6 protein-coding genes and 4 pseudogenes are annotated in these 26,939 nt (G+C 51.9%); 4 read left to right on the forward strand and 6 right to left on the reverse strand.

Going from position 1 to position 26,939, the window contains the following annotated elements:
- The first annotated feature begins 61 nt into the window (after positions 1-61).
- A complete protein-coding gene (locus tag PAV_RS06195) occupies positions 62-994 on the forward strand; it encodes a LysR family transcriptional regulator (protein ID WP_005544403.1) in 933 nt (310 codons plus the stop codon).
- A gap of 412 nt (positions 995-1,406) precedes the next feature.
- On the opposite strand, the pseudogene PAV_RS06200 reads toward PAV_RS06195, so the two are convergent.
- Both PAV_RS06200 and PAV_RS06205 read right to left on the reverse strand, forming a co-directional pair.
- Positions 1,407-1,706, reverse strand: a pseudogene (locus tag PAV_RS06200) (LysE family translocator); the annotation flags it as partial.
- 311 nt (positions 1,707-2,017) lie between these two features.
- Positions 2,018-2,863 (reverse strand): DUF2785 domain-containing protein, encoded by an 846-nt coding sequence (locus PAV_RS06205; protein ID WP_005544408.1) that lies wholly within the window; start codon positions 2,861-2,863, stop codon positions 2,018-2,020.
- Positions 2,864-3,349: 486 nt separating this feature from the next.
- On the opposite strand from PAV_RS06205, the pseudogene PAV_RS06210 reads away from it, so the two are divergent.
- A pseudogene (locus PAV_RS06210) lies at positions 3,350-4,060 on the forward strand (zinc-binding alcohol dehydrogenase family protein); the annotation flags it as partial.
- Positions 4,061-4,430: 370 nt separating this feature from the next.
- Here the strand turns inward: PAV_RS06210 and PAV_RS06215 are convergent.
- The 3 genes and pseudogenes from PAV_RS06215 to PAV_RS34500 all read right to left on the reverse strand — a co-directional run bounded on the left by PAV_RS06215 (position 4,431) and on the right by PAV_RS34500 (position 5,536).
- A complete protein-coding gene (locus PAV_RS06215) occupies positions 4,431-4,904 on the reverse strand; it encodes a lasso peptide biosynthesis B2 protein (RefSeq protein WP_005544410.1) in 474 nt (157 codons plus the stop codon).
- Positions 4,904-5,056, reverse strand: a pseudogene (locus tag PAV_RS37520) (PqqD family protein); the annotation flags it as partial. The gene PAV_RS06215 and the pseudogene PAV_RS37520, both read right to left, overlap by 1 nt.
- A 324-nt stretch (positions 5,057-5,380) precedes the next feature.
- A complete protein-coding gene (locus PAV_RS34500) occupies positions 5,381-5,536 on the reverse strand; it encodes a hypothetical protein (protein ID WP_005544412.1) in 156 nt (51 codons plus the stop codon).
- A 118-nt stretch (positions 5,537-5,654) separates the two neighbouring features.
- On the opposite strand from PAV_RS34500, the gene PAV_RS06220 reads away from it, so the two are divergent.
- Both PAV_RS06220 and PAV_RS06225 read left to right on the forward strand, forming a co-directional pair.
- Positions 5,655-6,368 carry a LytR/AlgR family response regulator transcription factor gene (locus PAV_RS06220; RefSeq protein WP_005544413.1) on the forward strand — a complete coding sequence of 238 codons (714 nt, stop codon included), beginning with the start codon at positions 5,655-5,657 and terminating at the stop codon, positions 6,366-6,368.
- A 461-nt stretch (positions 6,369-6,829) separates the two neighbouring features.
- Positions 6,830-7,787: pseudogene (locus PAV_RS06225) on the forward strand (IS30 family transposase).
- 74 nt (positions 7,788-7,861) lie between these two features.
- On the opposite strand, the gene PAV_RS06230 reads toward PAV_RS06225, so the two are convergent.
- Positions 7,862-26,800: a non-ribosomal peptide synthetase gene (locus tag PAV_RS06230; protein ID WP_040735017.1), complete on the reverse strand. Its 18,939-nt coding sequence runs from the start codon at positions 26,798-26,800 to the stop codon at positions 7,862-7,864.
- Between the last annotated feature and the right edge of the window lie 139 nt (positions 26,801-26,939).

The following is a 26,939-nucleotide window of genomic DNA, read 5'->3' on the forward strand; positions in this document are numbered from 1 at the left end:
TAATACGAATATCATCTATACAAGTAATAAATATATTTCACAGGAGCTATAGACCACATCTATGAGTATAAATTACGAATTGTACAAGGTTTTTTATTGGGCTGCGAAGACAGGCAGCTTGACTCAGGCTGCCAAGGCCTTATACCTAACCCAACCTAGCGTCAGCCACGCCATCAAACAGCTCGAAAACAGCTTCGGCATCTCTTTGTTCTACCGGAATTCCAAAGGCGTTGGGCTGACAAGAGAGGGCGCCATGCTGTATTCCTATATTGAGCAGTCACAGATCTTAATATCTCTGGCCGAAGAAAAAATGGAGGCACTTAAAAATCTGGACAGCGGCGAGCTGCGGATCGGCGGAAGCGATTCGCTGTTCAAGCATTATTTGCTCCCGTACTTGGAGGACTTTCATGAGAAGCATCCCGGGATCAGACTACACCTGAATCATGGTACAACGCCGGAAATCATTTCCTTCTTAAAAGAAGGAAAAATTGATTTAGGCGTCATCCGTATGCCTATCGTCGATAGCCAGCTTGAAGTGAGGGAGACTTTTCAGCTGCAGGAATGCTTTGTAGCGGGGACACGTTATGCCGAGCTCAAGGATGCGGTTTTAACGCTGGATATGCTGCTCCAGTACCCAATTATCCTGTTCTCGCGCAATAGCAGGGCACGAATGACCATTACGGAATTATTTCAAAGCTACGGATATAAACTCACACCTAAAATTGAGGTCGGAAGCGTGGATCTTCTCATCGAGTTTGCTAGGAAAGGACTCGGAATTTCTTACGTGACGAGGGAATTTGTTTCGAAAGAGCTGGAAGAGGGCACCCTCTTCGAGATTCAATTGGACGTGCGGCTGCCGCCTTCTCACGTGGGGATTATGATTATGCGCAACATGCCGCTTTCCATGGCAGCATGCGGGTTTATCGAGATGATTCAAACGTGTCCGCTATCAAAGCAGGCACGTTCAGGAGCTGCTTTTCCATTGAAAGAATAGTTCGATTTACCCATGGCATAGGGGACAAGAAAACGTAAAACTTCAAAAGGCAAAAAAACTACTGATGAATTCAGTAGCAAAAAAGCTGTTTATAGCATTTTTTAGTATCATCATAATCATTTCCTACGATGCTGAACCAATTGTTCAGTAAAAAATAAAGGATTAGACCGGAACCTCTTATGGTACAAGAAGTCCCGGTCTTCCCTGGATATTTGAAAATTAGTTTTCTACTCAACGTCAGAATGAAGCATGGATCTAAACTGAATAATAAAGTTATAAACTGCCTCATTGAACTATCTCCCCCGTTAGTTTAACAAAGTTCACGGCTGAAAAAAGAGTCAGACAGTATTATGGAATTAGTTCATGTATCACTATCTGCGATCAAAGGCAAGACTCGCAGCAAGACCTGTCAAATAGCAATTTTGGGGTTCAGTAAATTTGTTATCAATCCCGTCAAAAATAACTTTTTCGGCGGTTCAATAGAAAGACCATCAGGCTTGAGAATTGAAGCAGCGCCTGGTTTGACTGCATTCCAAGCGAGCCAGAGCAGGTAAACAGCCCCGGCCCACTTGACTGATTCGTAAATGAACGGAACCGTTATGAAAAGAGCTGAGAGACCGAACATGGTTGCGATCATGTAAATCACGAATCCAAGTATTACACCAAGAAGCGAGATGACTCCAACTGTGCGACCTTGCGAAATAGTAGGAGATTAGGTAAATCTCCATAGTTCATCAACGTTAGAAATCATTATATATCCGAAGCCTAGTTTTGGTGGCATTTTTTGTAAGAAGTATGTAAATTTGCTGTTTTTAATTGGTTCAATCTCTACGGTCTGGTAATCAATGATGTTCAAACCTTCAGCCCGGAATTTTTGTGAATCTGGAATACTTTCCTCTCCTTTTGTACGTGGTGAGTGGTACTTCCACACAAAAGAATAGTTTCTTTTTGTTTTCTTGACATAAAAAGGGGCAATCCCTTTGCCAATTTTTCCATAGCTTTTGGGACAGCCCCTCTAATCCTTTAACGGATAGAAAACCTGTTCAATTTTGCCTCAGTACCAAGCATGACAGTGTTAAGCTCATTCCCTCGGCTATCTTGTCCCCTTCTGAAATAGAGACTGCGTAAAAAATTCTTGCTGTTCACACGAGCAATCACCTGACTGCGGCTTCTCGGCAAATTGCAGCATTGCGCTAAACCGCTAATCCAATCAGCGATTTCTTGATGTGGAAGCAACTCCTTATCAATCATCGTATCCACGATGTTTACCAACCGCTCATCATCCTCATCGCTAAAGATGTGTTTACCATTATGAAGCTTGCCAGAAATAGCGACAAGAACCTCACGCAGCATTGCTACGCTGCTCTCCTCGCACTGCACCAGCTCGACAAAAACATCCGCACCGTGAGACGCGCTGTGAGCCCAGCCTCCTACCGAAAGGTAACCTCGCAGATCCTTCTCCTCTTTATAATAACAGAGCATTGTATGCATTAATTGCTCAATTTCAGCTTGATTAAAAAATGGATTCTGTCTGTGGCGTTGCACAATCAAAGCGATAGGCAAAGCAGAGAACGTTCTTGTAAAAACTGACTGATCATCCTCGCTGCCAATATTATAGAACAAATGGTTCTCATCAGTCAGAATAGTTAAGAGGCTACGCAACTCCTCTCCACTGAACCTATTCTCTTCCTTAATCCACATATAGAACATCGGATAAATCAGGTTATCCCGTAATTCTGGCTGAGGATCGCCAATATATTGAAGTAACAAAGGTAAGAAATCTTGATGCTGCTCACCTTCGCGTAACTGATACTCATCCTTCTCAATTCTTTGCAAATCCAGCATCAATTTTGTCCTTGTATCGGTCATTTTCCCATCCCTCTCATCATTCGTTCACTCGCCTCGCCGAGATCATGAGTCAGCGGAATTTCTGCTTGTTCCTATTCCTATCCCTTGGATGCAATTAACATCAATCACATTATTGTAGCACAGCCAAAACCAATGATTTTATCGCTAATTAATTAGTTGTTGAGTTGTGGATGTAAAGTAAGCTCCTCGAAGTGCCATTTGAGCAACATGATTTTTTACACTCTTATGCGCCCTCCGTAATTCATAGTTTTTCCATACAGCAATTCCAATCCCAACAACGGATTCTGCCCGTTAGCAAAGCGGCTGCCGAACCATGCCGGCAGCCGCTTTATAGTTATTAATTAAGCTTATTGTAACCTTTAGCATTATGGTTGATAGATCGCTTCAAATTGTTACCCAACCAACTTTCCTTTAACTCTCCTCTCCTTCTATTATTCTATTGTTTTCAAGCCGCACTTTATAAGACTCCCCCCAAGCTTTCATAGAAATAAACGAATTGTAGGAAATATGCCTAAAAGTTTGGATTTCTCAGAGGCAGCCGCATTACCGCTTACCTCAATAACTGCATGGGAGGGCCTATTTGATCGTCTAGGAATTAGTCTAAACGCAAATAAAAACAAAAACATACTTATTATCGGAGCAGCCGGAGGAGTGGGCTCGATGGCCGTTCAACTTGCTAAATTTGCAGGGTTGACCGTCATCGGCACTGCTTCGCGTCCAGAGTCGACTCAATGGGTCAAAAGTCTGGGGGCGGATATTATTATAAATCACAACAATCCTTTTCAACCTCAACTCAAGGCTATGGGTATAGACACCATAGATTATATCTTTTGCTTGAATGATACTGTACAACATATGGCGAATATGGCGGAGGTCATAGCCCCCCAAGGTATCATTTGCTGTATTGTTCCTGCAGATAAAGATTCCTGGGCAGGAAACTTGAACGTGGACTTGCTTTTTTCTAAAAGTGTAACGTTTGTATGGGAGTTCATGTTTACACGATCCTTATTCCATACGAAAGACATGATTGAACAACACAAATTACTGAATAACCTGGCGGATTTAATTGATGACGGAAAATTAAAAACGACGCTAACTGAACGACTAGAACCCATTAATGCGGCAAATCTGCGTTTAGCACATGAGAAGTTGGAAACCGGTCGATCCATTGGGAAGATTGTTTTAGAAAACTTCTGATACTACGTAGAAGGCACGTTTAGTGTATAACGCTATGATCCGGCGAAACAAAATGTAACTAAAATGAAAACTCAGTTTGGTTCACTTTTATCTGTCTAATTTCTCGAATTCACCCCTAACATTGAATACAGCTCCTTCATCATAAAAAAGTCCCGATGACCAAACAAAGCATCATCGGGACTTTTTTACGAGCTCCAGACTTTTTTACTGGTTCCACAGTTTTTTACTGGTCCAGACTTTTTTATCATCAGACAGCTTCTGACTTGCAATAAGGATTGTTGTTTGCTAATCCTTATGCAACAATTGTTGTTGATTAACTCTTGCACGTTTGCTTTGTGCTTCAAAAACAACACCGGTTCATATCACTACCTTACTTAAGTTCTTTAGATTTTAGATTGTTATTTTCCGTTTTTTCTGTAATTTCCTCACCATAACTAGGTACACTTATAACTTTAGAATATAAACTTATTTCATCCGGCTCTCCAACTGGAATACCTTTTAATTCAACCCATGCATGTGCCCTAAATGGCTCTAGGGCGTATCCAGTACACCAACTAACAGATCTTCGTTTTAACCACGTTGCTACTACAACCGCAAGTGAACGTCTCAAACAACCCTCTTGACTTCGACATCTCTTACTTACTGTACATACTGCATCACGAATAACCTGAACTTGTTCCTTCGAAGCCGATGGATATCTTCTCGTTAAACAAGATAATATCTTTTCTATCATACTTGGAGGGAGCCAATTCAGAGGTGCTGATAGAAGTATAGCTAGTCTGGCATGCCATTTTGCCCCATTTGATACTTGTTCTGGACGCTCTGGAAAAAGTGGTATGTCCATTATGCTAGTCCCTCCTCTCTAAGCATGGAAAGAAATTCATTAACATCATTCTCTGCATTAGCACTCTCTAAACCAAAAGTCTTTTCTAATTCAGCCACTAATTCATTCCTAGTTTTTCCTTCACCTAATCCTTGAATTAAAAGTCTTCCAACGTGATTTACTTGGGTACGTTATATCCTTAACCCATACCTTATTTGAGGCATTTGTTTTAAATTTTTGTTGACAGTATGTTGGGTGATATCGGATTGAATGAGCTGGAGTTGATAGTTTGTTCATTGAATTTTTTTACGGTACAGGAGCGTAGATGGTTCTCTATCATGATACGTTTGACGGTTCTATCCGTCGTAGAATACCTTCTGCATGCAGCTTATGTGTAAGCTTACGCACCATAACTTCCTTGCGTGTCTTGATGATGGAAATGGATTCGACAAGTTTTATTCTTTTATGTCGCTTAGATCTTTCCGAATCTTTCGAATTCAGCCACTTGTAAAATCCGCTCCGTGATACACTCCGCCACCACCAAAAGCCCCATCTCTAAATTGCCGGTCTTGTCCTGCCCATTTTTGAAGAGTACCGACAGGAATGTTAAGTTCCCCAGCAATATCAATGTGTTTTTCGACTTGCCTGTACATACTTCACAGTCTCTTCTTTAAATTTATTATTGTAACGTTGACTTTGTTCGCTCAAATTGTTGTTTATGACATGATGGTGCATCATAGCTACACTTACCATTATTAAAGGAGTGAAACGATGGTAATAAAAGTTGCTATTTGTGATGATGTTCCTGTTTTTGCAAAAGCTATCGAAGATTTAATGTTAGAATATAACTCCTCGTTATTTGAAATTGATATATATTACAATCCATTTCGTTTAATTGAATTACTTAAAAGAAATACATATGATTTGTTTATTTTAGATATTGAGTTTCCTAATGTATCAGGAATAGAGATTGCCGAGATCATTAGAAAGAATAATTATACTTGTCCAATTATTTTTATTACAAGTTTCAAAGAATATATGGAAAAGGCTTTTAAGGTTAACACTTTTGATTACATTTTAAAACCAGCAACAAAAGACAAACTATATCCTACCTTGAATCGCGCTATAAAATATTTAGATTTAGATGATTCAAAATTTATGTTTACATTTAATAAAGTTTTTTACAGTCTTTCTTTTAGTGAAATTATTTACTTTGAAAAAAATAAAAGGAGCGTACTTATTCACACACCCTCTGATATATATGAAACGCTTCATCAAACAAGAGCCCTTTTATCCAAAGTTAATGATAATTTTGTGCAAATCCACACCTCGTTTATTGTTAATGTTAGATATGTAAAACAAATTGGAAATAATTGTGTTGTTACCAATTTAAATGATAAGCAAACTGTTGAAATACCAATCAGTCGTAAATTTATAGATAGTGCCAGAAAACAAATTTTGATGAAGTTAAGAGACTTAATATAATGAATGATACTATTGTTGCATTATTCCTTTGTTGTTAATTTAGTGTTGGCTAATCGTTTTTTCAAAATAACTCCATCAATAAAACGTTCTCTAAAGAAAACTTAGTAATTACATCCTTGACTTTTTTCTTACCGAGATTCCGTTTCGTTTTTATTACGAAGCGGTTATCGCTATCAAAAAGTTATGATTCAAAATCCGGAAACGATCACCTAAAGAAGCTTGCATCTTATTCCTCTCCTTAAAGAGTAATAAAAAGTCCCGATAGAAATTTATTATCGGGACTTTTTAAAGGAATCATCATTTAGAACAAGTCTTTATTGTATAGAAATTCGTTAGAACAACAATTTATTATTTGACGGATTGTAATATGAAGTGACACCTAAAATACAAAAAGGCCCATGTTAGTTTCGTGTAAAATGGAAGTCACCACAACAAACCATTTTCTACAGGAGAAATCTAACATGAGCTACTCCCTTCTTAGCATAATTGAACGAGGACAACTAGAGGCCCTGCACCGACTAGGGTGGTCAATCCGTAAGATTGGACATGAATTAGGCTGCCATCCCCCCACCATCGCACGAGAGCTTAAGCGTGGAAGCGAGGTGCGAGGCTACTTTGCCCAGTCTGCTCAGGTTGCCTATTACGAGCGAAGGGCTTCATCTGTACCTGTCGGCAAGTATACGCCTGAACTTGCAAACGAGCTGACCGAGAAGCTCATTCAGACTTGGTCACCGGAACAGATAGCAGAGAAACGTCGGCTCGAGAGCAAGACCTTCGTCTGCTTCAAAACCATCTATCGGTGGATATACGAAGGACGGTTGGCAAGCGGTGATGTACAGGCATTACGGCATAAAGGCAAGCGTCAGAAGCCTGTGGAAACTCGAGGTTGGTTCTTGGTAGGTACACCGATTAGCAAGCGCCCCAAAGAGATTCGCAAGCGTGAAACCTTCGGTCACTGGGAACTGGATACCGTTGTCTCAAGCCGTGGCAAAAGCAAGGCTTGTGTAGCCACTTTTATTGAGCGTAAGACACGGCACTACTTAGCCTTGAAAATACCCGATCGTACCGCCTATTCGATGGAGGTTTGACTTTGGTGTGGTTGCCAGCCAATTTCCTCAAGCCGCCTTTCAAACCGCTACCGTAGATCGCGGGAAAGAGTTTGCTTGTTATGCCAACCTTGAGAACTTTCATAATCTCAAGGTTTACTTTGCAGATCCGTATTCATCCTGGCAGCGAGGCTCAAATGAAAACGGAAATGGTCTTCTTCGAGAATTCTTTCCAAAGGGCCATGATTTTGCTTTGGTCACCGATGAAGATTTGGCCAAGGCTATCTCTCTCATTAATAATCGTCCCCGTAAATGTCTCGGTTGGATGTCTGCTCACGAAGCTTTCATGGATGAACTGTCGCACTTAGCTTGACACTCCGTCTAAAAAAACACCCGGCAGGATGCGTACCGAGAGAAATACGGCATACACCCAAGCCGGGTAAGGGATTAGAAAATAATATCAATGACCTCTAGCACATCTTGCTCCTGTTCGTATTGCCCGTTCAGGGAAATATCCTTCAACAGCACCGAAGGCTGTTCGCAAATTTGAGTGATGATTACGAGCAGGTTCTGAGCGAAATTGTCGATCAGATTGCGTGTGAACAACTTGGTGGCATATTCAAACTGCCCGTTCATTCCCTCATCCAGCAACGAAATGACCAAGGTAAGATCAAATTGGGAAACCGTATGCGTTTCCGGATAAGATTCGATCTTGATATCCCCGAAGTTTTGAACGTTATCTTCCTTGGTTTCCAGAGCAAACACGACATCGAATACAGGATTGCGGCTTTGATCTCGCGGAACCTGCAGCTTTTTCACAAGCTCCTCGAACGGATAATCCTGGTGGTCGTAGGCCCCCAGCATCGTTTCCTTGACTTCGTTCAAGTAAGCGAGGAACGTCTTCTCCCCGGACGGATAATGGCGAATCGCCAAAGTGTTGACAAACATTCCGATGAGCGGCTCCAGGTCGGCATGTGTGCGGCCCGAAACCGGCGTGCCTACAATGAAGTCTTCTTGTCCCGAGTACTTGCTGAGCAGGATTGAATATGCCGCCGATAACACCATATAAAGGGTGGCACCGTTCTCATCGGCGATGCGCTGCAAGCTGTCGGTCATCTGCTTGTCGATGCTGAAAGGCACCACATCTCCCTTAAAGCTGCGAGCGGCAGGTCTGACAAAGTCCGTAGGCAGTTCAAGCGTCGGCAGTTCGCCTTCCAACACGTCCAGCCAGTAGGCTTCCTGACGTTTCAGCCGCTCTTTTACAGGTTCGGACTGCTGCCAAGCGGCGAATTCCTTGTATTGAATCCGAAGCGGTTCCAGCGTCTCGCCGTTATACAGGCGCAGCAGCTCTTCGACGAAAATGCCCATCGACATGCCATCCGTGACGATATGATGAATGTCCAGCATAAGCAGATGCCGTTCCGCTTCCCATTCGACTAAGCCCACACGCAGCAGCGGCGGCCGCTCCAAATCAAAGACACGTACAAAGCCGTCTACGATGCTCTTCGTTTCACTTTCCGTCACTTTCGTATACTCGACGGCAAACTTCAAGTCCGGATAAATCCGTTGTACCGGTACGCCGTCGACCATTTCGAAGCCGGTTCGCAAAATTTCGTGACGAGCGATCAATCCTTTGAGCGCCGCCTCGAATTGATTTCGTTCCAAGCGCCCGACGAGAACCGTCATGCCGGACATGTTGTAGCTAAGCTCGGCGCCTTCCATCTGCTGCTGGATGTACAGCCGTTTTTGCACGGAGGAAAGCGGATAGTAATCCCTCTTCTCCAGAACCGGAATGGAGAGGTGTTCCTGTCGCTCCAATTGGCTGATCGCTTCGGCCATCGCTTCGATGGTCGAGTGCCGGAACACATCGCGCAGCGGCAGGTCCACGCTCAGCTCCTTGTGCACCTTGCTGACCAGCGTCGTCGCCCGCAGGGAGTGCCCGCCGAGATCGAAGAAGTTGTCCGTCACGCCAATCGTGACCGGCCCGAGCACGTCCTGCCAGATAGCGACCAGTTTCGCCTCCAGTTCGGTGCGCGGCGCCACGTATTCGCGGCCTGCGCTTGCTCCCCCTTCCGGCGTCGGCAGCGCCTTCCGGTCAATTTTCCCGTTCGGCGTCAGAGGCAGGCGCTCCAGCTCCACGAAGTACGACGGGATCATGTAACCCGGCAGCTCGCTCGAGATCGCCCGTTTCAGATCTGCCGCCGTCAGTTCGCCATCCGTTGTGTAGTACGCGCACAGCGCTTTCTGCCCGTTCGCGTCACTTCGAACCAGCACCACCGCTTCGCGCACGCCTTCCACCCGCAGCAGCTGCGACTCGATCTCGCCCGTCTCGATCCGGTAGCCTCGGATTTTCGCCTGGTTGTCGATCCGGCCGATGAAGTCCACATTGCCGTCCTCCATCCACCGCGCCAAGTCTCCCGTGCGGTACAGCCGCTCGCCCGCGGAGAACGGACTGTCTACGAACTTCTCTTCCGTCAGGTCCGGACGGTTCAAGTACCCGCGTGCTACCCCGACTCCGCCAATGACCAGCTCGCCCAGCACCCCGACCGGCACCGGGTTCAGATGCGCGTCCACGATGAAGAATTTCGCATTCAGCCACGCTTTGCCGATCGGCACATGGCCTGTCTGCGGCAGCTTCGTCAGCGGCTCGTCGTAGAAACTGGAGTCGATCGCCGCTTCCGTCACGCCGTATGCGTTGATGATCCGGAACAACGAGCCGAAGCGTTCCTGCAAGGTCCGGTAATCCGCCACGCTGCAGCTGTCCGAGCTCGTGATCAACAGCTCCATCCCGCTCATATCCAGCCGCTGCTCGTGCACGTACTCCATGAACGGCACGATCAGCGCCGGCGTCGATTCGAAGATGGTGACACGCTCCCGCTCCATCCAGTAGTGCAGACGAGACGGATCGATCCGGTCGTCCTTCGGCACAATCACCATCGTGCCTCCGTTATACAGCGTCCGCGCGATATCGCCCACGAACACGTCAAACGAAAAGCTTGCGAGTTGCAGCAGCCGCACCGGGAACTGATCCAACCGGTATTCCCGCCGGTAGCCCGCCGCCGTGTTCACCAGGCTGCGGTGCTCGATCATCACGCCCTTCGGCTTGCCCGTCGTTCCCGACGTGTAGATCACGTACGCCAGATCCTCCGGACGGGCATCATGGAAGCTGCCCATGTCAACATTCGGATGGCTCTCATCTCCGTCATCCACAGCATCCGTCAGCTTGCCGGAGCCAATCGCCGCATTCGCCCGCTCCTCGCTGTACGACGCTTCGTCGTCGAGGTACAGCACCGCCGCCAGCGCCCGCTCCTCTTCGCCAAGCCAGGCTTCGGCGCGCTCTCGCAGCGGCATTTGCGTCAACAGTACCTTCGCTCCGCTGTCTTCAAGCATGAACCGCAGGCGGTCCGCCGGATAATCCGGGTCGAGCGGCACATACGCCCCGCCCGCTTTCCAGACGGCCAGTACGGCCACCAGCAAGTCCACCGAACGCTCGGCGAGAATGCCGACGATCGTCTCCCGGCCGATGCCGCTTGCGCGCAGCGTGGCCGCCAAGCGGTTCGCCCGCTCGTTCAGCTCCGCATACGTCAGCCGGTCGTTCTCGTACACGACGGCCTCCGCTTCCGGCGTGCGCTCCGCCTGTTCCTCGAACAGCCGGTGGAACGCGGCCGCAGGAGCCGCTTCCGGCTGCGCCGGGTTGAACGCGCCAAGAATTTGCTCTTTTTCCGCCGGTGTCAAAATGCCCAGCTCGGCAATAGTCGCCGACGGGTTGCGGAGAATGGATTCAAGCAGCTGCAAGTAATGAGCGGCCAATTTCTCCACCGTTTCGGTTTTATAAAGAGCAGTGGCGTATTCAAACAGATACTCCAAGCCTTCCTCGATCTCCGTGACGTCCAAGCTGAGATCGAATTTAGAAACAATTTCTTCGCTGGCATACGTCGACAAATGGAGTCCGGGAAGCTGGATTTCCAAATTCTCTGTATTCTGCAAAGCAAACATCGTATCGAACAGCGGATTGCGGCTTAAATCACGAGCTACGTTTACCTTATCGACCAGTTCCTCAAACGGATAATTCTGATGTTCAAAAGCGCCCAGCGTCGTCTCCTTGATTTCCTTCAAGTAGTCAAGGAACGTCTTACCGGCAGCCGGATAACTGCGGATGGCCAGAGTATTGACGAACATTCCGATCAGCGGCTGAACGTCGCTGTGATTTCTTCCCGCAATCGGCGTACCGACCACCACGTCTTCTTGTCTTGTATATTTATGCAATAATATTGTATAACCAGCAAGCAGAACCATGTAAAGCGTTGCGCCGTTCTCGGCTGCAAGCCGTTTCAGACCCTCGCTTTTCTCCTTATTCATAAACAATTGCAGTGTGCGGCCCTCGTAGCTCTGCATAGCCGGGCGCGGGTAGTCCGTCGGCAATTCCAAAACCGGCAGTTCTCCGCGGAACATGTCGAGCCAGTAGGCTTCCTGCTTGGCAAGCTGAGCTTTCTGCTCGTCCGATTGCTGCCATACCGCATAATCTTTGTACTGAATGCGGAGCGGCTCCAACGGCTCCCCGCTGTACAAGCGGACGAACTCTTCGATCAGTACATCCATCGAAACGCCGTCAGATACGATATGATGCGTATCGAACATCAGAATGTGCCGGTCCGGCGCCAGTTCGGCAAGGCCTACACGCAGAAGCGGCGGCTTCGCCAGATCAAACGGACGAACGAATTGGCGCACCGTTTCTTCCGCCTGCTCCCCGCTGATCTGCACATATTCCACCTGGAAGGCGGCTTCTTCGTAAATCCGCTGAACCGCTTCGCCTTTTACCATCTCAAAGCCGGTACGCAGCGTTTCATGACGAGCTACGAGCCCGCAGAACGCTTCTGCAAACCGCTGCCGGTCGAGCTCCCCTTCGAGCAGCATAGCTCCCGGTATGTTGTAGCTCAGCTCGCCTCCTTCCAACTGGTTCAAGATATAGAGACGTTTCTGAGCGGAAGATAGCGGATAATACTCGCTAGGTTCCGCAGCCGGAATAGCTGTGAACGAGCCGATCTCCAGCCGCTCCATAGCCGCGGCCATTTCCTCAACCGTCGAGTAGCGGAATACGTCGCGAAGCGGGAATTCAATGCCTAGCTCCTTATGCATTTTGCTGACCAGCGTCGTCGCCCGCAGGGAGTGTCCGCCGAGGTCAAAGAAGTTGTCCGTTACGCCTACCGCCTTCTCCCGAACAAGCACCTCCTGCCAAATGGCGGCCAGCTTCGCCTCCAGTTCGGTGCGCGGCGCCACATATTCGCGGCCTCCGCCTGCTCCCCCTTCCGGCGCCGGCAGCGCCTTCCGGTCGATCTTTCCGTTCGGCGTCAAAGGCAGACGCTCCAGCTCCACGAAGTACGACGGGATCATGTACCCCGGCAACTCGCTGGAAATCGCACGCTTCAGGTCAGCCGCTGTCAAGCCTTCTTCCGCTGTATAATAAGCGCACAAAGCTTTCTGACCTTCTTGATCTTCCCTGACGACAACGACCGCTTCCTTCACGCCACCTACACTCAGCATCTTCGCTTCGACTTCGCCCGTCTCAATCCGGTAGCCCCGGATTTTCGCCTGGTTGTCGATCCGGCCGATGAAGTCCACATTGCCGTCCTCCATCCACCGCGCCAAGTCTCCCGTGCGGTACAGCCGCTCGCCCGCGGCGAACGGACTGTCTACGAACTTCTCTTCCGTCAGCTCCGGACGGTTCAAGTACCCGCGTGCTACGCCGACTCCGCCAATGACCAGCTCGCCCAGCACCCCGACCGGCACCGGGTTCAGATGCGCGTCCACGATGTAGAATTTCGCATTCAGCCACGCTTTGCCGATCGGCACATGCCCTGTCTGCGGCAGCTTCGTCAACTCCTCGTCGTAGAAGCTGGAGTCGATCGCCGCTTCCGTCACGCCGTAGGCGTTGATGATCCGGAACAACGAGCCGAAGCGTTCCTGCAAGGTCCGGTAATCCGCCACGCTGCAGCTGTCCGAGCTCGTGATCAACAGCTCCATCCCGCTCATATCCAGCCGCTGATCGTGCACGTACTCCATGAACGGCACGATCAGCGCCGGCGTCGATTCGAAGATTGTCACTTGCTGCTGGCTGATCCAGTAGTGCAGACGAGACGGATCGATCCGGTCATCCTTCGGCACAATCACCATCGTGCCTCCGTTGTACAGCGTCCGCGCGATATCTCCCACGAACACGTCGAACGAGAAGCTGGCGAGCTGCAGCAGCCGCACCGGGAACTGATCCAACCGGTATTCCCGCCGATAGCCCGCCGCCGTGTTCACCAGGCTGCGGTGCTCGATCATCACGCCTTTCGGCTTGCCCGTCGTTCCCGACGTGTAGATCACGTACGCCAGATCCTCCGGACGGGCTTCATGGAAGCTGCCAATGCCAATATTCGGATGGCTCTCATCGCCGTCATCCACAGCATCCGTCAGCTTGCCGGAGACCATGCCGAAACCAATCGCCGCATTCCCCCGCTCCTCGCTGTACGACGCTTCGTCGTCGAGGTACAGCACCGCCGCCAGCGCCAGCTCCTCTTCGCCGAGCCAGGCTTCGGCGCGTTCTCGCAGCGGCGTTTGCGTCAGCAGCACCTTCGCTCCACTGTCTTCAAGCATGAACCGCACGCGGTCCGCCGGATAATCCGGGTCGAGCGGCACATACGCCCCGCCCGCTTTCCAGACGGCCAGCACGGACACCAGCAGATCCATCGAACGCTCGGCGAGAATGCCGACGATCGTCTCCCGGCCGATGCCGCTTGCGCGCAGCGTGGCCGCCAAGCGGTTCGCCCGCTCGTTCAGCTCCGCATACGTCAGCCGGTCGTCCTCGTACACGACGGCCTCCGCTTCCGGCGTGCGCTCCGCCTGTTCCTCGAACAGCCGGTGGAACGCGGCCGCAGGAGCCGCTTCCGGCTGCGCCGGGTTAAACACACCGAGAATTTGGTCTTTTTCCGCCGCCGTCAAAAGCTCCAACTGATTCACGCGGATATTCGGGTTAGCCGCAACCTTCTCCAGTGCCTGGGCAAAATGACCGTGGATCAGCCTGATGTCTTCCTCTCTGTACGTCAGCGCATTGTACGTAAACCGCAGCAAAATATGCTCTTCCGGAATGACGGTAATGTCCAGGTCGTAGTTCGTTTGCTCCGGCGACTGGATATTAGCGATTTTCAGCGCTTCTTTGTCACCGCCGACAACCTGCTCAATTTGTTCTTCCATCGGATAATTTTCAAAGACCATGATATGGTTGATCAAGTCGCGCTTTTGTTCGCTCAGCGACTGAATTTCGAACAGCGGGAACGTTTCGTAAGCTCCCGATGCCAGCGCTTGATCCTGGGTTTTTCTCAAGATATCGGCTACCGTCTCCTCGGCTTTGCCTTGAATACGAACCGGAATCGTATTGATAAACAGGCCGATCATGCTTTCGATGCCCGGAATTTCCGCTGGACGCCCGGATACTACGGAGCCGAATACGACATCCTCGCTGTTGTTGTATACCTGCAGAACCAGTCCCCATACGGTCTGCATGAACGTATTGAGCGTCACCTGCTGCTGGCGCGCCACCCGCTCGATTTGCCCGGTCAGTTCCTTGCTAAGTTCCACATCGATTTCGGCCGCTTCAAAAGCGCCCTGCTTCAGCTGCGTTTTCTCCTGAGGCAGCTTGGTCTGCTGATCGTAACCCGCCAAATACTCGGACCAGTAACGCGAAGCTTTCGCGGCATCCTGAGCTTCCAGCCATTCGATATACCGGGAGTACGAGGTAACCGGAGGAAGCTCCAGCGTCCGCTTCTCTTGGAACGCGAAGTAGGTGTCGAACACTTCCTTGATCATGAAGGACATGCACCAGCCGTCCATCAAAATGTGATGGTGACTCCAGATCACATGGTAGGACTCGTCGCCCGTGCGCAAAACGGTCACGCGCATAAGAGAGCCTTGAGCCAAATCGAACTTGTTCGCTTTATCCGCGCTGACGAAATCGGCTATCGTCTTCTCCGGGTCTTCATCGATTGCCGAGCGAATATCTTCGAAGTACACTTCACACTTCCGCTCGCGGAATACCACTTGAATCGGCTCGTCTCTCCAGCCGGTAATAAAGTTGGTCCGCAGCGCCTCATTCCGCTGCACCAGCGTATCCAATCCTTGGGTGAAGGCTTCGACATTCAGGCTTCCATACAGATCGAAGGTCACCTGTTCGAAGTAAGCTTCCGAATCGGCATCCAGCAGGCTGTGGAACAACATCCCTTTTTGCAGCGGAGTCAGGGTGTAAACATTCTCCAGTTCGCCGAGCGCCGCCGTATGTTCAGCCAACCGCTCCAGTTCCTCCACCGTCACATCTTGAAGCAGAACGTCGCTAGGCGTAAGCTCCGGCCGCTCTTTCGATACGCAATGGCTGATGACTTCACGCAAGCTCGAATGAAGCAGGGTGCCCAGGCGCTCTACCGTTTCCCGTTTATACTGGGTTTCCCCATAACGGATTGTGAGTTCCAGCACTCCTTCCGACACCATACCGTTGATATCTAGGGCAAAATCTATCACTGCATTCGGGCTTGAATCGGAGCCCGGGCTGAACGGAGACGGCTGCGAGCCGCTGCTTTCGTAATCCTGGTCGAACTGACCCAAATAGTTAAAGCTGATCTCCGGCTCCAAAGCGAAGCGCTCGCCGTCACGCGGCGCCGACAAATAACGCAGGATGCCGTAGCCGATTCCTTTGTTCGGAATGCGGCGCAAGCTTTCTTTCACCTGTTTCACCTGATGACCGAACGCCTGGGCGTGACCCGGCTCCAGAACGATAGGGAATTGGCTTGTAAACCAGCCTACCGTGCGCGTAATGTCCACATCCGGCAAAATATCTTCCCGGCCGTGGCCTTCGAGATTCACCAGCACGCGTTCCCGGCCGCTCCAAGCTTGTACCGCGAGGCCGAGCGCGGCAAGCAGCAAATCGTTCATTTCTGTACGGTAAGCACGGTGTGCCTGCTTCAGCAGCTGTTCGGTTTCCTCCGCCGTCCAGCGAACGGTCACGAGCCCGCTGTCCTTCAGCTTGGATCTGCCTTGTTCAAAATCTTTCGGAAGCGGCTCATAGGTCAATTGCTCGATATGCTGCCAATACTCTCTCTCGCTTTCCAGCGCCGGATCGTTCGCATAACCGTTCGCATAATCAGCGAGCTGTTTCGCCCACGTTTGGAATGAATCCGTTTTGAGCGGCAGACGGATCGGCTGCCCTTGCAGCGCCTGCTCATAGCCGGCAGCAAAATCTTCAAGCAGAATCCGCCATGATACGCCGTCTACGACCAAGTGATGGATCGCGATGAGCAGGTGGTCGCCGTCGTCGCAGCGGAACAAGCCGAGCTTCACCAGCGGGCCGTTTTCCAGATCGATACTCGCTTGAATATCATTCGCCTTAGCCTCTACCGCGCCTTTCACGTCGCAGACTCCCCTGAAATCTACAACTTCCAGATCGAACAGCGCTTCGTTCTCACCGGTGCCTCGGTTCCAGGCGGTATAGCCGCTCTCGGTTTGGCGGTAAACCGTACGGAGAGCATCGTGATGCACGATAAGTTGACGCACCGCTTGGCGTAAAGCTTCTTCGTCGAAGCCTTGCTTGGAGAACTGCATGAATGCCTGGTTGCTGTGATGCACGTCGGCCGGATTTTGTTCAAAGAACCAGCGCTGAATCGGGGTCAAGATGACCTCTCCCGTCACTTCGGCCTGGCTTGCCGTTCTCTCCGCCGTTTGCAACTGCAAACTAAGGGCGGAAATCGTCGGATAATGGAACAAATCTTTCATGACCAGCTTGTACCCCGTTTGCAAAAGACGGGACGATACCTGCAAGGCCTTGATCGAATCGCCGCCGAGCGCAAAGAAATTGTCCATCGTGCCGACCTGATCCACGCCCAGCACTGACTGCCAGACCAACGCAAGTGCTTGCTCAGCAGGAGTACGAGGCGCCGTGTATGCAGCCTCGGCACGAATGCTTCCTTCCGGCACAGGCAGCCCTTTACGGTCGATCTTCCCGTTCGGCGTAAGCGGCATTTGATCCAGGCGCATGATACGCGAAGGCACCATATGGGAAGGCAGTGCAGCGTCCAGATGGGCCACAAGCCCTTCCAGATCGAAGCTGGAACCCGCTACAACATACCCGCACAAATATTTCTGCCCCCGTTCGTCCGTCCGAGCAATAACAAGCGCTTGACGCACGCCGGCAAAATTTTGCATGATCGCTTCAATTTCACCAAGCTCGATCCGATAGCCGCGAATTTTTACCTGGTTGTCGATCCGGCCGATGAAGTCCACGTTGCCGTCCGGCATCCAGCGCGCCAGGTCGCCCGTCCGGTACAGCCGCTCCCCAGCGGCGAACGGGCTGTCTACGAATTTCTCCGCCGTCAAATCCGGGCGGTTCAAGTAACCGCGGGCCACACCCGCTCCGCCGATAACCAGCTCGCCCAACACCCCGATCGGCACCGGCTTCAGACTCGCATCCACGATGTAGAACTTGGCGTTCAGCCATGCTTTCCCGATCGGCACGCTGCCCGTCTTAGGCAGCTTCTCCAGCGGCTCGTCATAGAAGCTGGAGTCAATCGCCGCTTCCGTTACGCCGTAGCTGTTAATAATACGGAACTGCGAGCCGAAGCGCTCCTGCAAGGTGCGGTAATCCGCTACGCTGCACGCATCCGAGCTTGTGACCAGCAACTGCATCGAGCTGAGATCCAGACCCTCGGCATACACATGCTCCATGAACGGCACGATCAGCGCCGGAGTCGATTCGAACACCGTCACGGCGTAGTCGCGAATCCAGCCGTAGAGGCGGGTTGGATCAATCCGGTCGTCCTTCGGCACGATGACCATAGTGCCGCCGTTGTACAGCGTCCGCGCAATGTCGCCGACGAACACGTCGAACGAGAAGCTGGCGAGTTGCAGCAGCCGGATCGGGAACTGATCCAGGCGGTAGTCCCGCCGGTAGCCCGCCGCCGTGTTCACCAGGCTGCGGTGTTCCACCGCCACGCCCTTCGGACGACCAGTCGTACCGGAGGTGTAGATGACGTAAGCCAAATCGCGCGGCTTGTTCACATTCGCCGGATTCGATGCAAGATCCGCTGCCAGTACGTTCTGCTCGGCTTCTGCCGTGGCGGACGTTTCGGCAGAAGCCGTTTCCGCTTGCGCCAAAGCCTCCGCCTCTGCGCCTTCTTCGCCCAAAGCTTGTACGCCTGCAGCCACTTCCGCCGCTCCGAGGCTGTACGTCGCAGCGTCATCAAGTGCAAGCACCGTTTGCAGCGCTAGAGCTCCGTCGCTGCGCCAAACTTCCGCCTGCTCCAGCAGGCGGGTCTGCGTGAGCAGAACCGACGCCCCGCTGTCCGTGAGCATATACTCGATCCGCTCCGCCGGATAATCCGGATCAAGCGGCACATAAGCGCCGCCCGCTTTCCATACGGCGAGCACCCCGATCAACAGCTCCGCCGAACGGCCGGCCAGAATGCCGACCACCTGCTCCGGCTTCACTCCGCGCGCCCGCAGTGCATACGCCAGACGATTCGCTTTGGCGTTAAGCTCCGCATACGTCAGCTTGCTGTCTTCGTAGACAACCGCCAGCGCTCCAGGAGTGCGCTCCGCCTGCTCCTCGAACAGCTCGTGGAACGTCCTCTCTCTCCACGACTCATCCGCTTCCAAACCTGTACCCTCTGCGGCGGATTGCTTCGCAAGAGCCGAAGACGACACGTCAAACCCGACCAGCAAATCATGCTTTTCGCTGTCCGTCAATATGTCCAAATCCGAAATCCGCGCACCCGGCTGATCCAGGATCGACGCTAAAAGCTGCTCGTAATGACCCGCCAGCCGTACCATCGTTTCCTGTCTAAACAACGAGGTAGCGTACTCGATCTTGCAAACCAGTTCGTTATCGGCTTCCACGATATCTAAGCTAAGATCAAACTTTGCCGTCTTTTCCTCGATGTCAAACAGCGACCATTGCAAGCCTTCCAGGGTTAAATCCAAGCTTTCGTGCTTTTGCAAAGAAAACATGGTGTCAAACAGCGGATTCCGGCTTAAATCCCGGCTCACCTGAAGAGCTTCCACCAGCTCCTCAAACGGATAGTCCTGGTGCTCGTAGGCTCCAAGCGTCGTTTCCTTCACTTCCTGCAAGTAATCCAGGAACGTCCGTTCCGCCGCCGGACTCAAGCGAAGGGCCAGTGTATTGACGAACATGCCGATAATCGGATGCAGGTCGGCGTGAGAACGGGCGGCAATCGGAGTGCCGACCACGATATCTTCCTGTCCCGCGTATTTATGAAGCAATACGGAGTACGCAGCCAGCAAAAGCATGTAAAGCGTCACTCCCGAATCGCCGGCAAGCCGTTTGAGAGCTTCGCTTTTCTCTGCATCCAGCGTAAACGTGAGCGTTCGACCGTCAAACTGCTGGACGGCCGGGCGGGAGAAGTCGAGAGGCAACTCAAGAACCGGAAGCTCGGAGCTGAATACCCCGCGCCAGTATTCCTCCTGCTGTTTGATACGCTGGCGCTGTTCCTCGGATTGCTGCCAAACGGCGTAATCCTTGTATTGAATCCGCAGCTCCGGCAATTCTTCGCCATTGTAAAGCCCCACGAATTCGCGCAGCAGCACGTCCATGGAAAGGCCGTCGGAACCAATATGATGAATATCCAGCGCAAGCAGGAATTTCTCTTTCTCCAGTTCGATCAGCAGGGCGCGCAGCAAAGGCGGCTGGGTTAAGTCAAAAGGCTGAATAAAGTCTTCAAGAATGGCCCTAACCTGATCTTCACTTGCTTGAAGCTTCTCGACCTTGAAAGCTGCGAGCGGATGAATACGCTGTACTGGCTCCCCATTCACGATTTCAAAACCGGTGCGCAGCATATCGTGCCGGGCTACCAAAGCAGTGAGCGCCTTTTCCACTTTGGCCTCGTTCAAAGCCCCTTCCAATTGCAATGCGCTTGGGAGGTTGTAATTCAGCTCCGAGCCATCCAACTGGTGCAGGACGTACAACCTTTTTTGAGCGGAGGAAACGGGATAGTACGCTCTCTCTTCCGCTTTCGGAATCGAGCTGTGCTGCGTTTCCTCCAAGCTGGCAATAGCCCCGGCCATCGACTCTACCGTCATATAGCGGAACACATCGCGCAGCGGAAGTTCGACGTTCATATCCTTCCGAATCTTGCTGACAAGGTTCGTTGCTCGCAAGGAGTGGCCTCCAAGCTCGAAGAAATTGTCCAGGACTCCAATGCCGAAGTAACCCAGCACTTCCTCCCAGATCTTCACAAGCTGGGACTCCGTCCGGTTACGCGGCGCTACATATTCGACGCCCGTTTGCAAGCCGCCTTGCGGCTCCGGCAGCGCTTTGCGATCCACTTTGCCGTTGGACGTCAGCGGCATTCGCTCCAGCTGCACGAAGTACGACGGGATCATGTACCCCGGCATTCCCTGGGCCAGCGAGGTTCTCATTTCGCTGACCGTCAGCGTCCGATCCGCCACAAAGTAGGCGACAAGCGCCTTCTCGCCTCCGCCATCCTGACGGGCGAGCACCACCGCTTCTTCCACGCCCTCGACGTTCAGAAGCTGCGTCTCGATTTCGTCCATCTCGATCCGGTACCCGCGGATTTTGACCTGGTGGTCGATCCGGCCCAGGTATTCAATGTTGCCGTCCGGCAGCCAAGCCGCCAAGTCGCCCGAGCGGTACAGTTTGTCCCCCTCCGCAAACGGGGAATCGACAAACTTCTCCGCCGTCAGATCCGGACGGTTCAGGTATCCTCTCGCAAGGCCTTCCCCGGACACATACATTTCGCCCGCTACGCCGATCGGCACAGGGCGGCGGTTTTCATCCAAGACATACACCCTCAGCGTCGGGATCGGCTTGCCGATATTGCTCTTCGCCGCCTCAATCTCGACCCACGTAATTTCCTTATACGTCACGTGAACTGTCGTCTCGGTAATACCGTACATATTGATCAGCTTCGTCTCCGGGTACTTCGTCTTGAAGCCCTTGAGCAGCAGCGGACTCAGCGCTTCGCCCCCGAAGATGACGTTGCGAATCCGCAGATCGTACGGATGGTCCGCCAAGACCTCACGCAGCAGCTGGTAGAAGTACGTTGGCGTCTGATTCAAAATCGTGACCTCTTCGCGGCCCAGCAGCGCCAGGAACTCGGCCGGATTTTTCGCCGTGAGCGGCGGTACGATGACCAGCTTGCCTCCGTACAGCAGCGCTCCGTACATTTCCCAGACGGAGAAATCGAAGCAGAACGAGTGGAACAGCGTCCACGTGTCGGATGGCCCGAAGTCGAACAGGTTCTTGTCGTTGAACAGGAGGCGCACGACGTTCTTATGCTCGATCAGCGTTCCTTTCGGTCTGCCGGTCGTTCCCGACGTGTAGATGACATAAGCCAGGTTGTCCGGCCCGGAAATCGGCTCCAGGTTCGAAGCACCCAGCGCACCTTCGGAGTCCGCCCCTCTGTCGCCCCAAACGAAATCATCCAATTCGAGACGCGTTCCTGCGAAGTCGGTCTTCTCGTGCAGATGCTTTTGAATCAGCAATAACGGCGCGCCCGAATCCTCGACCATGAAGCGGATGCGCTCCTCCGGGTAGTCGGGATCGACAGGCACGTAGGCTCCGCCCGCTTTGAGAATCGCCAGAATGCCGACGACCATATCGAGCGAGCGTTCGGCCAGAATCGCTACCAGTTGGTCCGCTTCTACTCCCGTCTCCCGCAGCTTCCGCGCAAGGCGGTTGGATCGCTCGTTCAGCTCGCGGTAGGTCAACTGCCGCTCGTTCATGACGGCGGCCACGTTGTCCGGGTAAAGCTCCGCCTGCTCTTCGAACAAGCCGTGAATCGTCTGCTGCCGCGGGTAGTCCGCCACCGAATCGTTGAAACCGCACACCAGTTCGCGGATTTCCTCCTCCGTGAGCATTTCCAGCGAGGCAATATCCCCGTCTGGCGCTGCTGCGATGGTTTCTAACAGCTTGTCATAATGTTTGGCGAACCGTTCCGCGGTCTCCTGTTTATACAAAGCCGTAGCGTACTCCAACCGGCATTCGAGCTGACCATCCAGCTCCGAAATATCCAAGAGCAGCTCGAACTTGGATGTTTGGTTTTCCAGCGGATAAAATGATTGCTCCAGCCCCTCAATGACAATTTGCTCGTTCTCCGTATTTTGCAGGGAGAAGAACGTATCAAAGAGCGGATTTCGCCCGGTCGCGCGCGGAATGTGAAGACTTTCCACCAAGTCTTCGAACAAATAATTTTGGTGTTCGAAAGCCCCGAGCGTGATGTCCTTGATTTCTTCCAGGTACGAAAGGTATGGCTTGGAACGCTCCGGACGACTGCGAATGGCCAGCGTATTGATAAACATTCCTACGATCGGCTGCACTTCTTCCTGCGTTCTTCCGGCAATCGGCGTTCCGACGATCAGATCTTCCTGACCCGAATATTTATGCATAAGGATGGAGTAAGCCGACAGCAGCACCATGTACAGGGTCGTCCCCGTCCGTGCCGCCAGCTCCTTCAGCTTCTTCGTCCGCTCTTTCCCGATATAAAACTTCACGGTTCGCCCATCAAAGCTTTGCACCGCTGGCCGCGGGAAGTCCGTCGGCAGCTCCAAGATCGGCAGCTCGCCTGACAACTGTTCCAACCAGTACTCCTTCTGCGGCTGGAGCATCTGCCCGTAAGCTTCGGAATGCTGCCAAACGGCATAATCTTTGTATTGAATGCGCAGCGGTGCCAGCTCCTCGCCCCGATACAGGCGGCTGAACTCGTCGAAGAGCAGCGCTGTCGATATGCCGTCCGAGACGATATGGTGCATATCGAACAGCAGAATGTGGCGATCCTCGGCGACTTCGATCAGACCGATTCGGAAAAGTGGCGGCTTGGTCAGATCAAACGGGCGATAGTAAGCTTCCACCACTTGATCCACTTCCCGCTCGCTCGCCTGGAAATAATCAACAGAAAACTCCACCTCGTCATAGATGCGCTGCACAAGCTCGCCTTGAACCTGCTCAATCCCGGTACGCAGCGTCTCATGGCGCTGAATCAGCGCCCGGAATGCGTGCTCTACGCGCGTGCGATCCAGCTTACCTTCGAGAACAAGCGCCGCCGACATATTGTAGCTGCGCTCTGCCCCGTCAAGCTGGCGCAGTACGTACAGACGCTTTTGCTCGGATGAAACCGGATAGTACTCGGCCTCAGCCGCCTTTGTAATTTCATACGTCTCCTGCTGCTTTAAACCGCCGATTCTTTGGGCCAGCTGTTTGATCGTGGTGTAGCGGAAAACGTCCCGCAGCGGAACCTCGACTTGCAGCTCTTTCCGAATCTTGGAAACCAGCGTGGAGGCTCGCAAGGAATGACCACCCAGGTCAAAGAAATCGTCTTCGACTCCAACTCGCGCAATACCCAGCACCTGCTGCCAAATGAGAGCAAGTCTTGTTTCCAGCGTTGTGCGAGGAGCCACATACTCACGGCCTGCTTCTACCTCTCCGGTCGGTTCAGGCAGCGCTTTACGATCAATTTTGCCGTTCGGAGTAAGTGGAAGCTTATCAAGAGACACCAGCCGGGCCGGGACCATATGGGTCGGCAGCTCTTGCTTCAATTGGGACAGCAGATCGCTCAGCTGCAAGGAAGTATCCGCCGCCACGTAGCCGCACAAATACTTTTGCCCCTGCTCATCCGTACGGTCGGTCACCACAGCCTGCTTGACGCCCGGGAAACGCAGCAGGGCCGTTTCAATTTCACCGAGTTCAATCCGGAACCCGCGAATTTTCACCTGATAGTCGATCCGGCCGATGAAGTCGACGTTGCCGTCTTCCAGCCAGCGGGCCAAATCGCCTGTCCGGTACAGACGTTCGCCCGGCACAAACGGGCTGTCCGCAAATTTCTCGGCGGTTAGGTCCGGACGGTTCCAGTACCCGCGCGCCACCCCGGCGCCGCCGATGACAAGCTCGCCCGGAACCCCTACAGGAACCGGATTTAACGCGGCATCGACAATGTAAAACCGGGCGTTCAGCCAAGCTTTGCCGATCGGCACATGACCCGACGGCGGCAGCTTATCCAGCGGCTCACTGTAAAAGCTGCTGTCAATGGCCGCTTCGGTAACGCCATAGCTATTGATGATGCGGAATTGTCCGCCGAATCTTTCCTGCAGCAATCGGTAATCGTTGACACTGCAAGCATCCGAGCTGGTAATCAGCAACTGCATGGAGCTAACGTCCAGCCCTTCTTCATAAATATGCTGCATGAATGGCAGGATGAGCGCAGGCGTCGATTCGAATACCGTAATGTTTTGCTCCCGAATCCAGCCGTATAAGCGGTTCGGGTCAATCCGGTCATCCTTCGGCACAATCACCATCGTACCTCCGTTATACAGCGTCCGCGCGATGTCTCCGACAAACACGTCAAACGAAAAGCTGGCCAACTGCAGCAGCCGCACCGGGAACTGATCCAACCGGTACTCGCGACGGTACGCATCCGCCGTATTCACGAGACTACCGTGCTCGATCATGACGCCTTTCGGGCGTCCCGTCGTACCCGAGGTGTAAATCACATAAGCCAAGTCTTGCGGGGCACTATCGGCAGATTCAAATTCCACGGCTAAGGCATCCCTGTTATAAATCTGTTCATCGTCCATGGCATAGACAGCTTGAAGTTTCAGCCGGTCATCGGCCAACCAACCTCCGGCCCGCTCCAACAGATGACGCTGCGTAAGCAGTACCGATGCACCGCTATCGCTGAGCATGTATTCAATCCGCTCCGCCGGATAATCGGGATCCAGCGGTACATAGGCTCCGCCGGCTTTCCAAACTGCGAGCACCCCGACCAGCAGGTCCACCGAACGCTCCGCCCAGATCCCCGTAATCGTCTCCCTTCCCACGCCCTGTTCGCGAAGGAGAGAAGCCAGCCGCTCGGCGCGTTCGTTCAATTCGCCGTAGGTCAGCTGCTTGTCCATGTAGACGACTGCCGGATGATCCGGAATTTCCCGGGCAAACTTTTCAACATACCGATGAAATGCTTCTCCCTCGTTCAGCTCTGTCATCGGCGGGTTAAAAACGCCCAGAATGCGGTGTCTCTCCTCATCGCTCAGCAGAGAAATCTCGCGTACCGGCAGTTCGGGAGTCTGAAGAAACTGGTCCAGAACGGTTATATACTGTTCCATAATCCGATCAATCTCGGCCGTCTCGAACAGGCCGGTACGATAGGAAGCATGGAGAATGACATGACCTTCATTTAGCATATGGTCGAAGCGCAGCAGCAAATCGTCCATCTCATGCCTAGCGAAGTGAGTCTCCAAGCGTACTTTGATTTCTTCGTACTCCACGATTTTCAAAGGCAGATATTCCAGAGACGTACGGAACAGCCCCGAAAGATCGTTGCGGCCGTGTTGTTCGCGTAAATCCTGGATCAATTGGTTATAAGGGTATTTCTGATACCGCAAATCCGCCGTATTTTCCTTGGAAACCGTTTGGATCAAGGAGAGCACGTGCCCGTCTGGATTCAGACGAATCCGCGTGGCCACGGTACTGACGAACATGCCGATCGTTTCTTTTTCCTTCTTGCTGGTGCGATTGGCGAAAACCGTGCCGACCGGAATATCGGTGCTATCGGTCAGCTTGTACAATAAGGTGTACATGGCGGACAGAAATAACGTATATATGCTGACCTGATATTGTTCGCTGAAGGCCAGAATGCGTTCATACCGGGAACCGTCCAAAGTGATGGCCCGTTTATTGGATTCACTGCCGATCGCGAATGGCGGATACGATTTAATGCCGGTCGTTTCTGGCAAAGTGTTGTACTTCGTCAGCCAGTATTCCTTGCCTTTTTGATAACGCTCCGATTGCTCATATTCACACTCCGCGGAAATATAATCCAGATAGGATGGGGCCTGATAACTGCTGGAGATGCCTTTGCGCAGTTCCAGGTATTTTTCCATCACCGCATGCAGCAAAGCATTGACGGACAAGCCGTCGGCGATAATATGATTTACCGTCAAATTGAGCCATACATGGCCGTTCGCAAAATGGATAATCGTAAATTGGTGGAGGTGTTCGTCGAACACGCTGGCCGGTTTTTCGCTTACTTCTTTCACCCAAGCATAGAATTGTTCGGTTGTGCCTATTTCGAGGCGGCTTATCCTAGCTTGGACATTCTCCGGCTCTTCGAACCACTGCGTTGGATTTTGCAAATCTCCGCTAATACGGATTCGGAAAGCGTCATAGGTTTTGACGATCTCCGCCGCAGCTTGCTCCAGAAGCTGTGTGTCGATCTGGCCCGTAATCTGGTAGGTCGCGGAAAGCATCGTGATGGACGTTCCCGGATTCATAATTTCCATGAACCATATTCGACGCTGGGCTTGCGTTAATCCGTATTGCTCGTTGGTATTCTCTCTCACATCGACACACTCCCGTTTTAGAGATTCTTTAAAGAGGTTGTTCAAAAAAGTCATGTTTTGATCACGAAGTGTCACAGGAAGTTTATTCGACATCGAATCTTGCGTTCACCCTCGAAGTCCGTTGCTCATGTAGTTTTGC

Origin of the sequence: Paenibacillus alvei DSM 29, from assembly GCF_000293805.1 — a bacterium.
Classification (GTDB): domain Bacteria; phylum Bacillota; class Bacilli; order Paenibacillales; family Paenibacillaceae; genus Paenibacillus_B; species Paenibacillus_B alvei.

Excerpts from the sequence above, each read along its gene's own strand:
- PAV_RS06195 (WP_005544403.1), top strand. The coding sequence starts at position 62 with ATGAGTATAAATTACGAATTGTACAAGGTTTTTTATTGGGCTGCGAAG.
- PAV_RS06205 (WP_005544408.1), bottom strand. The coding sequence starts at position 2,863 with ATGACCGATACAAGGACAAAATTGATGCTGGATTTGCAAAGAATTGAG.
- PAV_RS06215 (WP_005544410.1), bottom strand. The coding sequence starts at position 4,904 with ATGGACATACCACTTTTTCCAGAGCGTCCAGAACAAGTATCAAATGGG.
- PAV_RS34500 (WP_005544412.1), bottom strand. The coding sequence starts at position 5,536 with ATGTACAGGCAAGTCGAAAAACACATTGATATTGCTGGGGAACTTAAC.
- PAV_RS06220 (WP_005544413.1), top strand. The coding sequence starts at position 5,655 with ATGGTAATAAAAGTTGCTATTTGTGATGATGTTCCTGTTTTTGCAAAA.